The sequence below is a fragment of the Autumnicola edwardsiae genome, from assembly GCF_031846505.1.
GTDB classification, from domain to species: domain Bacteria; phylum Bacteroidota; class Bacteroidia; order Flavobacteriales; family Flavobacteriaceae; genus Autumnicola; species Autumnicola edwardsiae.
The window spans coordinates 1-15,589 of sequence record NZ_JAVRHP010000075.1; the positions used below are offsets into that span (position 1 = coordinate 1).

Here is a 15,589-nt window from a genome sequence, read left to right on the forward strand (position 1 = left end):
CCAAACTATCTATCCTACAATTCTTGCTACTTTCTTATTCACCCACTCTAAAAATTCTTCATCTTCTTTAGAAAAAGGATCGGCAGTGTGGGAATCGATATCAATTTGACCAATATTTTCGCCATCTACAAATAACGGAACCACGATTTCGGCCTTTACATTTATGCTGCAGGCAATATAATTATCCTGTGCTTTTACATCTGGCACCACAAAATTTTCATTGGAAACAGCAACCTGCCCACAAATCCCCTTCCCAAAGGGAATAATAGTGTGATCTGTAGGTTCTCCGGCAAAAGAATGTAATTTCAATTCTTCCTTATTGCCATTCTTAAAGTAAAAGCCAACCCAGTCGTAATAATCTACATTCTCCTGCAAGAGTTCACAAATGGCGGTAAGCCGGCCTTCTACAGAAGTTCCTCCTCCAATTATTTCTTCAACCTGGGATTTTAATTTTTTAAATGACATAGCTTAATATTTTATGCAAAAGTATTTACTTTTTTATAGTCGGCAAGCTTTAGTATTTGTATAAATTTGTTAAAACGTTAGACTTTTTGCTTCAGCTATTTCGAAAATACAGTTCGGTACTTCGCTTCATTTTTATGTTCCTGGGGAGCTACTTTGTCTTTTCGATGTTCTACAATGCCTACCTTATTTTTTTCAAATCTGAAGTCTATTTTCCCGATTTTCTAACTCATATTGTTGGCGTGCAAAGTGAGGCGCTTATCAGTTCCTTTGGCTACAATGCTACGGTAATTCCGCATCAAACAGAGCCCTCTATGAAACTTTTTGTGAACGAAAATTACCTGGCCAGGATAGTGGAAGGTTGTAACTCGGTTAGTATTATTATCCTCTTTACTGCTTTTATCCTGTCTTTCTTCGGAAAGCTTAAAGCTACTCTGCTATACATCCTGGCGGGCTCGGTAATTATTTATGCGATGAATATTATAAGAATTGCCATTTTGGCGATTGGACTTTATGAATATCCGCAGTATTCGTCATTCTTGCACAGCATCGTTTTTCCGCTTATAATCTATGGGACAGTCTTTATTCTCTGGGTGCTTTGGGTGCAGCTTTTTTCTAAATCAGTAAAAAAATGAAGCAAAAAAGAAAAATAACAGGGATTTCTGTACTTGTAGTTCTACTGGTAATGGTGCGGTATTTCGAAAATGAGCTTTTTTATGACCCTCTAATCCATTTTTACCAGCGGGATTACCTGCACAGCCAGATTCCAAAATTTGATTTCTGGCCTTTGGTGCTGAATGTTTTTTTGCGTTTTACCGTCAATACCACGATCTCCCTTGCCATTATCTATGTTGCTTTTCTCGATAAAAATATTCTAAAATTTAGTGCCCTGCTATACGGTATCCTTTTTATCCTGGCAGGAAGCATCTTTATTTATTTACTGCTGAATATCGAAAATGAGCATTTTCTCGCCCTCTTCTATGTAAGAAGGTTTTTAATACATCCCGTCTTTATCCTGATTTTACTTCCTGCTTTTTATTATTACCGTCTCAGGAACAGGAATTCCGGTGAAATTGAAAGTTTTTCTAAAAATACCTAAAGCAGCGTATTCAATTCTGTCGTATTTTTGTCTTCTTATATTTTTGTAATCTGCTGATTATTAAAAAAGTTGTATTTTTGTAGCTGATGAAAAACTCACTTTATAATAGTATTTCCATAGTAATGGCTTTTGTAGTGCTGTTTTCTACCGTATCTTTTACGGTAGATAAACATTTCTGCGGAAGCATATTGGTAGACACTGCAATTTTGGCCAAAGCTGAAACCTGCGGGATGGAAATGATGTCTTCTAAAGATACTATTGAGGAGGATTCTTGTTGCAGTAACGAAAAAGTAGCTGTAGAAGGTCAGGATGAGCTAAAACATAATTTCCAGTCTTTCGATCTGGATCAACAGCTGTTTTTAACCACATTTACCTGGACTTACATCAACCTGTTCGAAGGACTTCCGGAACAGGTAATTCCGTTTAAAGATTATTCCCCGCCTTTGCTGGTCACAGATATACATCTGGTAGACAGCGTTTTTCTTATTTGATATTTAGAGATGTTTTATTTGGTAGGCTAAGCTTTCTCTAAAGGCATAGTTACACCTTTTTCAGAAATCTCCTTCCGGATTTTTCTGAAGCATTTCATCTTTAAATTATCAAAAGAATGTTCAGTAAAGTTATAAAATATTTCCTGTACAACCGGCTGGTCGCCGTGATCCTGCTCCTGTTTTTAGTAGGATGGGGAATCGTAACGGCTCCATTTAACTGGAGCACCGGGTTTTTACCTAACGATCCTGTTCCTGTAGATGCTATCCCCGATATTGGTGAAAATCAGCAGATCGTTTTTACAGACTGGCCCGGCCGTTCCCCGCAGGATATTGAGGACCAGATCACCTATCCGCTTACCACCTCCTTGCTCGGAATTCCCGGAGTAAAATCCATTCGGAGTTCTTCCATGTTTGGGTTTTCCAGCATCTACATAATTTTTGAAGAAGATGTGGAATTTTACTGGTCACGATCCCGTGTCCTGGAAAAACTGAATTCGCTTCCCGCAGGCTTACTGCCTCCAGATGCACAACCGGCGTTGGGTCCAGATGCTACTGCTTTGGGGCAGGTTTTTTGGTACACCCTCGAGGGCCGCGATCCTGATGGGAATGTTACCGGAGGCTGGGATCTTCACGAACTAAGGAGAATTCAGGATTATTATGTAAAACTTGGCCTAAGCGGAACTCAAGGTGTTTCCGAAGTTGCTTCAGTTGGTGGCTACGTTCAGGAATATCAGATAGATGTTAATCCCGATGCTTTAAAAGCATACAACATCGGCATAGACCAGGTGATGATGGCGGTCCAAAATTCCAATCGCGATGTAGGTGCAAAAACAATGGAAGTGAACAAGGTGGAATATCTTGTTCGCGGTCTGGGTTATATAGAATCTATTGAAGATATAGAAAACACGGTTGTTTCAGAAAATGAAAATACTCCGATCTTAATCCGTGATATCGCAGAAGTTCATCTGGGGCCTGCACAACGCCGCGGGTTACTGGATAAGGGAGGCGCCGAAGTTGTTGGCGGAGTGGTGGTTGCCCGTTACGGGTCAAATCCGCTGCAGGTAATTAAGAATACTAAAGAGAAAATTGCAGAAATTTCATCAGGCTTACCCACAAAAACGCTGGCCGATGGAACCGAGAGTCAGCTTACCATTGTGCCTTTTTATGATCGTATGCAGTTGATCAACGAAACCATTGGTACCTTGGAAACTGCACTTTCTCACGAAATCTTAATCAGCATAATTGTAATAATTGTACTAGTGCTCAATTTAAGAGCGTCGTTTTTAATTTCCAGTCTGTTGCCGGTCGCGGTATTAATGACGTTTATTGTGATGCGGTATTTTAATGTAGACGCCAACGTGGTGGCGCTTTCCGGTATTGCAATTGCAATCGGGGTCATGGTGGATGTTGGGATTGTCTTTGTTGAGAATACTATCCGGCACCTGGAATTTCCAGAAAATAAAAATGCGACCGGAAATAAACTGCTGGGAATTATTCATAAAGCGACCATAGAAGTTGCACCGGCGGTGACCACTGCTTTGGCGACTACCGTAGTGAGTTTTCTTCCGGTTTTCTTTATGGAAAATGCTGAAGGAAAACTTTTCCGGCCGCTGGCGTTTACCAAAACTTTCGCCATTGCCGCAGCTTTTGTAGTAGGAATATTGATTTTACCGATGCTTTCCTACTTTGCCTTCAACTTTAAAATAGATCGAAAGCGGACTCAGAGAATCTGGAACATTATTCTGATTGTTTCAGGAATTATACTGGCAATCATTTTTGAATTCTGGCTTCCGCTGGCACTTACGCTTATCGGGATCCTCAAAATAGTCGATGCTCAAAAACCCCAATTATTGGGCAAATATTCAGAGAATATTATCCTCGGGATCATTGTGGCGGTAACGGTACTTTTCCTTTCGGAAGAATGGATGCCGCTTGGTTTTCAGAATTCTTTATTTACAAATTACATTTTTGTCATCATTTTACTGGCGCTCACACTGCTGTTTTTAATGGCGGTGGTTCGGTATTACGAACCGATTCTCACCTGGTGCCTGGTCAATAAAGGCAAATTTCTGCTTTTGCCGCTTATCACTATTTTCTTCGGAATAATGATCTGGTTTGGCTTTCCTAATTTGTTTGGTTTTGTAGCTAACGGACTCGAAAAAACGGGTTGGGACGTGAGAAAAACAAGCGTCTGGTCTGGTCTCGCACATACCTTTCCCGGCGTGGGAAAAGAATTTATGCCTTCTTTAAATGAAGGGAGTTATTTACTGATGCCTACCACGATGCCACATGCGGGAATAGAAGAAACCCAAAATACCGTGCGCCAACTGGATATTGCTGTTGCGTCGATTCCTGAAGTTGAAGTGGCTGTGGGAAAAATGGGAAGAGTGGAAAGTGCCTTGGATCCCGCGCCTATTTCTATGTTTGAAAATATCATCAACTATAAGCCGGAATTTATGCTTTCTGAAGAAGGTAAACTAATGGCTTTTAAGGTAGACGAAGATGACAGGTTTATCCTAAAGTCTGGGGATTCTGTAACAAATGCGGAAGGAATTCAACAAAATATTTCAGCGGAGCAGCTTGTTGCAGATGAAGACGGAAAGTATTACCGGAATTGGCGAGAACACATCCAAAATCCCGATGATATCTGGGACGAAATTGTACAGAGGACGAATCTGCCGGGAGTTACCTCAGCACCAAAACTTCAGCCTATAGAAACAAGGCTGGTGATGTTGCAAACCGGGATGCGGGCTCCTATGGGAATAAAAGTATACGGACCCGAGCTGCAAAGTATCCAGGAATTCGGAATTCAGCTGGAACAGTTGTTAAAAGAAGTCCCTTCAGTTAAATCTGAGGCTGTTTTTGCAGACCGGGTTGTTGGGAAACCTTATCTGGAGATAGACATAGACCGAAATGCCATCGCGAGGTATGGATTGAGTATAGAAGATGTTCAGCAGACGATAGAAACCGCAATTGGCGGAATGGAAATTACCTCTACTGTAGAAGGACGGGAACGTTTTCCGGTTAGGGTGAGGTATCCGCGGGAACTTCGGGACGATCCCGAAGCTATAAAAAGGATCCTGGTGCCAACAAATTCCGGAGCGCAGATTCCGTTAGGAGAACTTGCCGATCTAAATTACGAGCGTGGCCCGCAAATGATAAAAAGTGAAGACACTTTTTTGACCGGTTATGTGCTGTTTGATAAGCGGGAGAATTACGCAGAGGTAGATGTGGTGAATGATGCGCAGGCGTATATTCAGGAGAAAATAGATGCAGGTGAACTGGTGGTTCCTGCAGGAATTAGCTACAAGTTCTCGGGAAATTATGAAAACCAGGTACGTGCGGTAAAACGTCTTTCTATTCTGATACCCATTTGTTTAATAATTATTTTCCTGTTGCTGTATTTTCAGTTTAAAACAGTGATCGCCTCCACCATTCATTTCTCAGGAGTTTTTGTGGCTTTTGCGGGCGGTTTTATCATGATCTGGCTTTACGGACAGGAATGGTTTATGGATTTTGCGGTTTCGGGGATGAATATGAGAGATTTGTTTCAAATGGGAACAGTTAATCTTAGTGTCGCAGTTTGGGTAGGATTTATCGCCCTCTTCGGAATTGCAACAGACGATGGTGTTTTAATGGGGACTTATATCCACCAGGTTTTTGAAGAAAGAAAACCTAAAACGGTTCGGGAAGTTAGGGATGCGGTAATGGAAGCCGGTAAAAAACGGGTAAGGCCGGCAATGATGACTACTGCGGTGACGATAATTGCGTTATTTCCGGTGTTAACTTCCACAGGAAAAGGTTCCGATATTATGGTGCCAATGGCGATACCGATAGTGGGCGGAATGCTGATCCAGATCATGACAATTTTCGTGGTGCCGGTTTTACAGGCGTATTGGCGGGAAAGAAGCCCCTCCCCAGAGCCCCCTCTAACTCCCCCGAAGGGGGAGGACAACCAGGTTCCCAATAATTAAAAATTATTATGAAATCATTTATGAAATTATTCTTTATAAAATTTAAATCCCCCCTCCGGGGGTTAGGGGGCTTTTTCCTTTTTTTTCTTTGGGGGCTGGGGGGATACGCCCAGGATTTGGACAATTATCTCCAAATTGCTGCAGATAATAATCCCGAAGTGCAGGCTGCTTACACGGCTTTTGAAGCAGCTTTGCAGCAGTCGCCGCAGGTTTCCAGTCTACCAGATCCTACATTTACCGTGAGTGCGTTTGGAAGAATGGTAGAAACCCGGTTAGGAGCACAGGAAGCGCGTTTTTCGCTAATGCAGATGTTTCCGTGGTTTGGAACGTTAAAAGCGAAAGCAACAGCGGCCGATTTAATGGCTGAAGCAAAATTTCAGGAATACCTGGATGTGCGGGGGAATCTTTTTTACGATGTAAAATCGGCCTATGCCGAAATTTACCAAATATCGGCCACCATTCAGGTGAAGCGTGAAAACCTGGAAATCCTAGATTCTTACCGCCAACTGGCGCTTCGGAAGTTTGAGGCCGGGAGCGCTCCAATGGTGAATGTCGTGAAAATAGATATTGAGCGGGAGCAGGTACTTACCGAAATTCTGTTGCTGGAAGAGGAACTGCAAACCAGGAAAAAGCAATTCAATTTCCTGATAAACCGTACCGGAAATGCAAAGATTGTTGTTGCGGACACCTTAACAATTCAGCAGCCACTTTATGATGCTGAAATTTCGCTTCAGGAGGAGCAGAATTTTGAAGAACATCCTGCGATCATTCAGTTTAACCGCCAGGCTGAAGCTTATGAGAGTCAGCAGGTGGTGGCGAGAAAAAACGGACTTCCGCAAATTGGAATTGGGGTGGATTACTCGGTAATTTCAGAAAGAACAGATGCAAATCCGGTAGATAACGGGCAGGACGCGATCATGCCGATGCTTTCGGTGAGCCTGCCGATCTTCAGAAAAAAATACAGAGCGGCACAAAAAGAAGCCGAACTTATGGAAACAGCAGTTCAGCAAAATAAGCAGGCGAAAATTAATAAAATGAAGAGCGAACTGGAGATGACGCGCTATAAACTGAATAAATCACAGCAGTTAATTGCGCTTTACGACCGGCAGCTGGAAAGTTCTGAGCAGGCCAATAAATTGCAAATATCGGCTTTTAGTAATGCGACCGGTGATTTCGAGGAAGTCTTGCAAATGAACCAGGATATTCTAATGCTTCAGCTTCAGAAAATAGAAGCACTAAAAGATGCTTTTGTGGCCAATGCGAAGCTGGATTACTTCTTTATTAACAAAAATAGGGACTAATGAAAAACAGGAAAAATATTGTAATCATTTTGGCGACTTTGCTTATTGGCGGTCTTGTTGGCTGGCTTCTAAAACCTTCAGACGTTACTGAAGCATCACCTCAACATGATCATGAAGCGATGGAAGAAAATGAAATCTGGACCTGCTCAATGCACCCCCAGATTCGGCAAGAGGAGCCTGGCGATTGCCCAATTTGCGGAATGGATCTTATTCCCGTTTCCGAAGAAAGCGCGAGCGGAGATCCGTCGGTTTACAGGATGAGTGAAAATGCGCTAAAACTTGCCAATGTAAGGACAATGATAGTGGGTAGCGGAAATGCCCAAAAGGAAGTCCGTTTAAACGGAAAAGTGGTGGTAGATGAACGGAATACTTACACCCAGGCCACGCATATTCCCGGAAGAATAGAGCAGTTGCGGGTAAACTTTACCGGCGAAAGTGTGAGCCGGGGGCAGACGCTGGCAACGGTTTATTCGCCACAATTGGTCACTGCGCAGGAAGAACTGCTGCAGGCACAGGAAATTAAAGAAAGTCAGCCGGAACTTTTTGAAGCTGCAAAACAGAAATTGAGAAACTGGAAAATTGGAGAAAACCAGATTCAGCAGATCTTAAGTTCCGGGCAAGCAAACCAGCGATTTCCAATAACGGCTGATGTGAGCGGAATTGTTTCTGAAAAAATTGCCGACCAGGGCGACTACCTGGAGCAGGGAATGCCGGTGTATGAAATTTCCAATCTTGAGGAAGTTTGGGTGGTTTTTGATCTTTATGAGAGCGAACTCGGCTGGATAGAAGAAGGAAGTACGGTAGAATATACCATCAGGTCGATTCCCGGCGAGACTTTTACCGGAGAAATTGAATTTATCGATCCTTTGCTGGATTCCAGTACACGCGTGGCGATGGCGAGAGTTGAGGTTGATAATGAAAACGGAAGGTTAAAACCGGGGATGTTTGCTTCAGGAGTAGTTAAAAATCAGGTGGGAGAGGAAACTTCAGCAGAAATTGTAGTACCAAAATCTGCAGTATTGTGGACGGGAGAGCGTTCTTTGGTTTATATAAAATCAGATTTGGAAAATGGCGCAGGTTTTAAATTACAGGAAGTTACTTTGGGACCTTCTTTGGGTGATAGCTATGTTATAGAAAACGGACTGCAGGAAGGGGATGAAATTGTGGTAAACGGAACTTTTACTGTAGATGCGGCCGTGCAATTGGCGGGAAAACCCAGTATGATGAATCCAGATATTAACCAGGAGGTATTAAATGAGACTTTTAAACTGCCTGAAGAGGCCAGAAATGAGGCTGCAGCTGTTATAGAAAATTATCTGCTGTTAAAAGATGCGTTGGTGAACGATGATTTTGAAGCTGCAAAGGAAGCCGCAATAAGCCTGGGTCGAAAAGTGGCAAATATCGATCTTGATAGATTTTCCGGGGAGGTAAGGAATACGATGGAACAGTTTAAAAAACAGTTACAAAACCGGAATAAAGCAGTTGCTGCAGCCGGGGATATTTCAGGAATGCGGAGTAATTTTGATGAACTTTCTGAAGTGATGATCAATTTTGTTTCCACTTTTCCGCCTGTAAATCAAAAACTATTTGTCCAGCACTGCCCAATGGCAGATAATGACCGCGGTGCTGACTGGCTTAGCCTTTCCCGCGAAATTCGAAATCCTTATTATGGAGAAGCAATGTTAACTTGTGGTGAGGTTTCCAAAGAAATCAATTAACTTTAAATATAAAAATGACAGAATCATGAAAAAAATTTTTAGAAATGCAATGTTTTTTGCTGCGATCGCAGGAAGTATAACCTTAACCTCCTGTAGAGAAAATAAGGAAAATGAAGAGATGGCGCCGCCAATGCAAAATGAAATGCGCCAGGATACTGTGGCCGGTCAAAATGAAGAGGCTAGGGAGTCTTCTCCGGAATTCACCGAAGAAGCTACCGCACAAATTTTTAATGCTTATATAGAAGTTAAAGATGCTTTGGTGCGTACCAATGCTTCGGAAGCTCAGGATGCTGCAGATAATTTGATAAGCACTTTAGAGGAAGATTCTGAAGGATCGGAACTGGTGGAGCCGGCACGAAAAATTGCTGAAACCGAAGATGTAAACCAGCAGCGGGAAGCTTTTTCAGAATTAACAGCGACTATGCAGCCTGTTTTGGAAGGGGCTTTGGCATCTGGAGAAATCTATAAACAGTACTGCCCAATGGCTTTTGAAGGGCAGGGCGATTATTGGTTTTCCAGTTCTAAGGAAATAAGAAATCCTTATTTTGGGGATAAGATGTTGAAATGCGGGAGAGTGGAGCAGACCTTGAACTAAAGAATATCTAATTCAGAAGAAATTGCCTGTCCGGTTTTGATGTCGGACGGGCAATTATTTCCGAAAAAAAAACAACTTTTGGAAAAAACTACAATTCATATTAAAAATGTGGTTTGCGGCCGTTGTAAAACTACGGTGCGTGAAATTCTTTCAGGTTTAGAAATTCCTTTTAGTGAAGTGTCCCTTGGTGAAGCCATTCTTGACAGGCCGCTAACAGATATGGAGTTGCACGAACTTCAGAAGGAATTTAAAAAAGTAGGATTTGAACTGCTTCAGAAGAAACCGGAGCGCATAATTAACAGCATCAAATCTGTAATAATTGAACAGGTTTATGAAGAGGGTCTTAAGAATTTAAACCTCTCTAATATATTAAGTGACCGCCTTCATTACGATTACAGTTATCTTACCAACTTGTTCAGTAAAAGTGAAGGACAAAGTATACAGGGTTTTCAGAATTCCATAAAAATTGAACGGATAAAGGAGCTACTCGAGTACGACGAACTCAGCATTTCTGAAATTGCTTTGGAAATGGGTTATTCCAGTGCGGCCTATCTTTCCACCAGTTTTAGAAAAGCCACGGGAATTAGCCCTTCCTCTTATAAGGCCAAACATCTAAATACCCGCAACAGCCTGGATGCTGTTTAATTTCCCTTAAAAGTGTAAGGTTTTACCATAATTTTAAAGGTCTCCGTAATAAATTCAGACTAACTTTAAGTTTAACACATTTTGAGTGTTGTTTAATTGAAAGTTTAGTACTTGAAAATTGAGATTATGGGAGATGGAGATCATGGAATGGCATCCAGAGGGGTGAGCCGGCCAATGTCAAATCACGATTCTAAGGATAAAGATAAAGACGGAGGAATGGACAGGATGGAGATGTTGCACATGCACCATAAGCAAACCCTGTGGATTTACTGGACCATTATCCTCCTCGGAATTTGGATGCTTTCTTCCCCATTTACCTTCGATTACGGTAAAAATATTGTTCAGCCTTCAGGTGGTCGTTCCATTTGGCTTACCGATGCCATGCGTGTTAGTTTTATGGAGTGGAGCGACATTATTTCCGGTTTGCTCCTGGTTTTCTTTGGGTGGCGTTCGCTCACCCCAAATCGGCCAATCAGCCTCTGGATTGCATGTTTTGTAGGGATATGGCTAAATTTTGCTCCGGTAATTTTCTGGGCCCCCGCTTCCTTTATTTATCTGAACGATACTATTGTTGGTGCTCTCATAATTGCATTGACCATTCTTATCCCGGGCATGCCGAATATGATCACTTATATGAAAATGGGCTCCAAGGTTCCCCCCGGCTGGACCTATAATCCTTCCAGCTGGCCGCAGCGTTGGATTATGATAGGGCTGGGCTTTTTTGGATGGCTGGTTTCCAGATACCTTGGAGCTTTTCAATTAGGTTACAGCGATTTTGTATGGGATCCGTTTTTTGGGGAGAGTTCTATCAAAGTTCTAAATTCCAACATGTCCCATTCTTTACCGGTTTCTGACGGGGCTTTTGGTGCACTGGCTTATACCTTCGAATTTCTGATGGGCTGGATGGGAAGCCCATCCCGCTGGCGAACCATGCCGTGGATGGTCACTTTCTTTGGGATCCTGGTAATACCACTGGGGCTGGTACATATATTTTTAGTGATCTCACAACCTGTAATTGTGGGCGAGTGGTGCACCTTCTGCCTGCTTGCCGCGGCTATCATGCTGCCAATGATTCCGCTTGAACTGGATGAAGTAGTGGCTATGGGACAACACATGGTACAGGCAAAACGCCGGGGAGATAATATGTGGGAAGTTTTTTGGAAGGGTGGAAAACCTTTTGAAGAAAACATGGATAACCGCACTACCAAATTAATGAAATTCCCAAACAAACCTGCCGAAGTTTTTAAAGCATCGGTTTGGGGGATGAGTGTGCCGTGGACCCTGGCAGTTTCCACCGTACTGGGAATTGCGGCAATGTTTGGTCCCGCAGTGTTTGGAGTGGAGATAGAGACCACTGCAGCTAATATCTTTCATTTAAGTGGTTCGCTTATAGTTGTCGTATCAGTAATATGTATGGGTGAGATTGTACGCAGGGGCCGGTATCTTAATATCCTGTTGGGCCTTGCAATTGCTGTTGGCCCCTGGATTGTAAAAGACGGGACTATAGGCTTAAATATAACCGGGACGATAATTGGATTATTGATTATTGTATTGTCCTTTCCACGCGGGCCCAAAAAAGAGAATTATGGACTATGGGATAAATATGTGAAATAACAAAAGAAAGTCCATGACTAACGAAATGCTTTTTAAAGAGACCAGGAAGATCATACATGAAAATATGATCAAGAAGCAGCGGGACGGCAAGACAGATTTCCATTATACAAAACCGTCGCCTGAGAGGTATCCCTATCAGTTCTTTTGGGATACCTGCTTTCACGTTTTTATTCTGAACGCCCTAGGGGAACATGACATGGCAAAAGAGCACATATTAAGCCTGTTCTCTAAACAAGAGGATAATGGTTTTGTGGGTCACATGATTTACTGGGACCGGTTAAAACCTGGCAGATTAACCGATTTTTTTCAATCTAAATTTAATTATAAAAACTTCTATAAAAGCCATATGAGCTCCCTGGTGCAGCCTCCTATGGCGGCTCAGGCCGTAGAGAGAATATTTGAGGCTACCGGGGACAAGGCTTTTCTTCAAAAAATGCTGCCCAAACTTAAAAAATATTATCGCTGGTTTGCAGAAAACCGGGATTTTGACGGGGATAGATTGTTGACGATAATATCCCCTTTTGAATCGGGAATGGACTGGAAACCAACTTATGATGTCGTCTTGGGCAGAAAGAACAAAAAGGCTGCCTGGGATTTGATGCTGAAGGTGGTAAACGTAGATGTCCGAAATTTTCTGAACAACTATGATTTAGACAGGATTTATGAAAAAGGTTATTTTTTGGTAAAAGACGTTGGTTTCAATACCATTTACACCTGTAATCTACAGTCAATGGCAAATATTTGCAAAATTTTAGAAGATCCGGAAGCCGAAGAATTTTCACTACTTCAGGAGGAAGTTACTGCGGCTATCCTCGGGTTGATGTACAATAAAGAAGATAAAGCATTTTATGATCTCCACGGAAAGAACAATATTCAGATTAAAGTGCTTACTCCCACTATTTTTTATCCCGTGGTTTTAAAGGATATTCCGGAGGAAATAAAAAGAGGAGTACTTCAGACTCACTTTTTTGACAGTAAAGAATTTGATGCGGAGTTTCCTATTCCATCAGTGGCAAAAAATGATCCGTCATTTGATCCTTCAGCATCTGTTTTTATATGGAGAGGACCCACGTGGATAGTAAATAACTGGTTTCTACATGGTTTATTAATAAAACAGGGACACAAACAGGAATCTGAAAAGCTTATAAAAAGTATAAGGAGACTAATAGAAAAGAGCGGGTTTAGGGAATACTACAACCCGTTTACAGGAGAGGGTTATGGAGCCAAAGACTTCACCTGGGCAGGTCTAATTACAGATATGATCAGGATGGAAGAGGAAGAAAAGGAAGAGCAGAGCTGCCGTAATGGCAAGAAAAGCAATTCATATAATTGTTAGGAAATAAAGGAATAAATAGTTGTAAAAATGGGTATTAAAGATTTTTTTCAGAAGCTTAAAGGGGAGAAGAAGGTAATGAAAGGTGAGGCTACCAAAGATAAAACCTATTCCAGCGAAAATGAATTCTCTACCCGGGAAGAGACAAAGCAGGAATTTAAAAGATCTGTCAGCAAACTTTTTGATGTAAATCAATGGACAAGAATGCCGGGAATTTCTTCGTCCTTCACCTTGTACAGCGCTACGGGAACAAAAAAGAAATCGAAGAAGCCTGAAATGTACGATTTTATAAAAATAGTGCTGCCGGGACCCGTTCCGGAGAACTGGGTCTTAGTAACAGATATTAAGGAAAAGGATAATCTGGCAGAGTTTACTGTTAGTCCCAGTAAAGATCCTGAAGAACGTGATAAGGAACAGGAGATCGAACATTTTTTTGCTGAGGAAGCCAGCAGTACGTTTAGGGTAGAAATGAGGGACAGGAAGATCAAAGCTTCCGAAATTGGAAAAAATGAAGGGATAAATAACCAGGATCATAAGGCCGGGCAGCGCGTGTTTGTAAATACGATTGTAGCTGAAGCCGGGTGGGCAGGCGTACAGAAATTTCAGTGGAAAAAGTTAACGGATTTTCTTGTGCATAAAATTGAAATTGAAGAACAAGAAAAATAATGAATAAGAGGATGAGAGAGATGAAAAAAGAGAGCAAGGGTAGTAAGAATGAAGTAGTCGTGATTACGGGAGCTTCCGGCGGGGTTGGAAGAGCTACCGCAAGAGAATTTGCGAAAAGAGGTGCCAGGATCTTGCTGGTGGCAAGAGGAAATGACGGGCTTGAAGGTGCAAAAAGAGAAGTGGAAAAGGCCGGTGGACAGGCCTGGATTTATATGGCAGACGTGGCAAACCCTGAGCAAGTGGAAGCTGCGGCAAATTTTGCTGAAGAAAATATTGGGCCAATCGATGTATGGGTGAACAATGCCATGGTAAGTGTATTTAGTAAAGTAATAGATATGGAGCCTGAAGAGTACAAAAGGGTAACAGAGGTCACTTACCTGGGTCAGGTTTATGGCACACTCTCCGCATTAAAACGAATGAAAGCCCGTGACTCCGGAAGCATTATTCACGTAGGTTCAGCTTTATCTTACCGCGGGATTCCGCTGCAATCGGCTTACTGCGGTTCTAAACACGCTATTCAGGGCTTTTTTGATTCGCTAAGAGCAGAGCTTTTACATGACGATATAAACGTAAACCTGTCTATCGTGCACCTTCCAGCCATGGACACTACCCAATTTGGCTGGGTAAAATCCCGGTTTGACAAAAAGCCAAAGCCCATGGGAAAAATCTTTCAGCCAGAGGTAGCCGCCCGGGCAATTGTAGATGTTTGCAACACGGGGCAGAGGCTTAGAATGGTTGGCTTCTCAACAGTAAAGACCATCTGGGGCAATAAACTCGTTCCAGAATACCTGGATTATTTTATGGCTAAAAATGGTATTAGTGGTCAACTCACGAGTGAACCCGAAGATCCAGACAGGGAGAACAATCTTTGGAAACCTGTGCCCGGGGATCAGGGAACTTACGGCTCATTTTCAGAAAAGGCACAGAACTACAGTTTGTATGATAAACTTGTGGAGAACAGGAAGGCACTAGGTTTAGTTGGCGTGGGGGTTTTGGGAACAGTATTACTGAGATTATGGAAGTAAAACTATTTGGTGCTCTCCCTTTTTAATAGAAAATAAAGATGTTATTATAAAAAGCTTAAGAGGCCGCCAATTTATGAAATCGTAAATTATATATTAACCAATAAAAATTAAGTATTATGAGAAACGAGAAATTGATTCACGCGTTAGGAAACTGTATTAATCACTGTAATTATTGTTCAGATGCGTGCCTGGATGAAGATAATTTGAAAAAGATGGTCCCTTGTATACGGCTGGACAAAGTTTGTGCAGAAGCCTGTGCGGCACTGGTACAAATATTAGCCATAAAAGATTCCAATTCGGGAGATCTTGTGGCCTATTGTGAGAAAGTGTGCAGGGAGTGTGCCGAAGAATGTGAAAAGCATGAATCGCAGCATTGTAAAGACTGTGCAAAAGCCTGTAGAGAATGTGAAAAAGCATGTCGGGAATTTGCTGCGTAATATCTAAAACAAGATAATATAGGAAAAGCCCGGATTTTCGGGCTTTTTCTATTTCCCTTAATTGGCCTGGAAATGTGTGCCGGAAAATCTACATTTTTTAGCTGTTCTTTCGGTTTCTAACCTTCAGGATGCGAAAGAAAACGAAAGAAAATCCAATAATTTGATTAATGAATTCAGAATAGATGCTTTAATTTTGGTTGTTCGATTTAGAAAACCATGAAACACACCT

The 15,589-nt window shown here is 42.0% G+C and carries 14 protein-coding genes; 13 read left to right on the top strand and 1 reads right to left on the bottom strand.

Features of this window, described 5'->3' with window-relative positions:
* Positions 1-9 precede the first annotated feature (9 nt).
* A complete protein-coding gene (locus tag RM529_RS12715) occupies positions 10-465 on the bottom strand; it encodes a GAF domain-containing protein (protein ID WP_311485157.1) in 456 nt (151 codons plus the stop codon).
* 86 nt (positions 466-551) lie between these two features.
* Between RM529_RS12715 and xrtF the strand changes: the two genes are divergently transcribed.
* From xrtF to RM529_RS12780, 13 genes are all read left to right on the top strand, one after another.
* On the top strand, positions 552-1,097 hold the full coding sequence (xrtF, locus tag RM529_RS12720; protein ID WP_311485158.1) for an exosortase family protein XrtF: 546 nt from the start codon (positions 552-554) through the stop codon (positions 1,095-1,097).
* A complete protein-coding gene (locus RM529_RS12725) occupies positions 1,094-1,561 on the top strand; it encodes an exosortase F system-associated membrane protein (RefSeq protein ID WP_311485159.1) in 468 nt (155 codons plus the stop codon). The genes xrtF and RM529_RS12725 overlap by 4 nt, the downstream gene beginning before the upstream one ends.
* An 86-nt stretch (positions 1,562-1,647) precedes the next feature.
* Positions 1,648-2,052, top strand: a complete 405-nt coding sequence (locus tag RM529_RS12730; protein WP_311485160.1) for an HYC_CC_PP family protein — start codon at positions 1,648-1,650, stop codon at positions 2,050-2,052.
* Positions 2,053-2,168: 116 nt separating this feature from the next.
* Entirely contained in the window at positions 2,169-6,026 is a 3,858-nt protein-coding gene (locus RM529_RS12735) for an efflux RND transporter permease subunit (RefSeq protein ID WP_311485161.1), read from the top strand.
* A gap of 8 nt (positions 6,027-6,034) precedes the next feature.
* A complete protein-coding gene (locus RM529_RS12740) occupies positions 6,035-7,327 on the top strand; it encodes a TolC family protein (protein ID WP_311485162.1) in 1,293 nt (430 codons plus the stop codon).
* Complete coding sequence (locus tag RM529_RS12745; RefSeq protein ID WP_311485163.1) at positions 7,327-9,045, top strand: efflux RND transporter periplasmic adaptor subunit; 1,719 nt, start codon at positions 7,327-7,329, stop codon at positions 9,043-9,045. Before RM529_RS12740 ends, RM529_RS12745 begins: the two co-directional genes overlap by 1 nt.
* Positions 9,046-9,070: 25 nt before the next feature.
* The gene (locus RM529_RS12750; protein WP_311485164.1) at positions 9,071-9,640 is read left to right on the top strand and encodes a DUF3347 domain-containing protein; all 570 of its coding nucleotides are present in this window, start codon (positions 9,071-9,073) and stop codon (positions 9,638-9,640) included.
* A gap of 78 nt (positions 9,641-9,718) precedes the next feature.
* Positions 9,719-10,285, top strand: a complete 567-nt coding sequence (locus RM529_RS12755) for a helix-turn-helix domain-containing protein (RefSeq protein ID WP_311485165.1) — start codon at positions 9,719-9,721, stop codon at positions 10,283-10,285.
* 111 nt (positions 10,286-10,396) lie between these two features.
* Positions 10,397-11,899 carry a vitamin K epoxide reductase family protein gene (locus RM529_RS12760; protein ID WP_311485166.1) on the top strand — a complete coding sequence of 501 codons (1,503 nt, stop codon included), beginning with the start codon at positions 10,397-10,399 and terminating at the stop codon, positions 11,897-11,899.
* Between the two features lie 13 nt (positions 11,900-11,912).
* Positions 11,913-13,235: an amylo-alpha-1,6-glucosidase gene (locus tag RM529_RS12765; RefSeq protein WP_311485167.1), complete on the top strand. Its 1,323-nt coding sequence runs from the start codon at positions 11,913-11,915 to the stop codon at positions 13,233-13,235.
* A 27-nt stretch (positions 13,236-13,262) separates the two neighbouring features.
* The gene (locus RM529_RS12770) at positions 13,263-13,898 is read left to right on the top strand and encodes a hypothetical protein (RefSeq protein WP_311485168.1); all 636 of its coding nucleotides are present in this window, start codon (positions 13,263-13,265) and stop codon (positions 13,896-13,898) included.
* 11 nt (positions 13,899-13,909) lie between these two features.
* Positions 13,910-14,923 carry an SDR family oxidoreductase gene (locus RM529_RS12775; RefSeq protein ID WP_311485169.1) on the top strand — a complete coding sequence of 338 codons (1,014 nt, stop codon included), beginning with the start codon at positions 13,910-13,912 and terminating at the stop codon, positions 14,921-14,923.
* Positions 14,924-15,039: 116 nt separating this feature from the next.
* On the top strand, positions 15,040-15,360 hold the full coding sequence (locus tag RM529_RS12780; RefSeq protein WP_311485170.1) for a four-helix bundle copper-binding protein: 321 nt from the start codon (positions 15,040-15,042) through the stop codon (positions 15,358-15,360).
* Positions 15,361-15,589 lie beyond the last annotated feature (229 nt).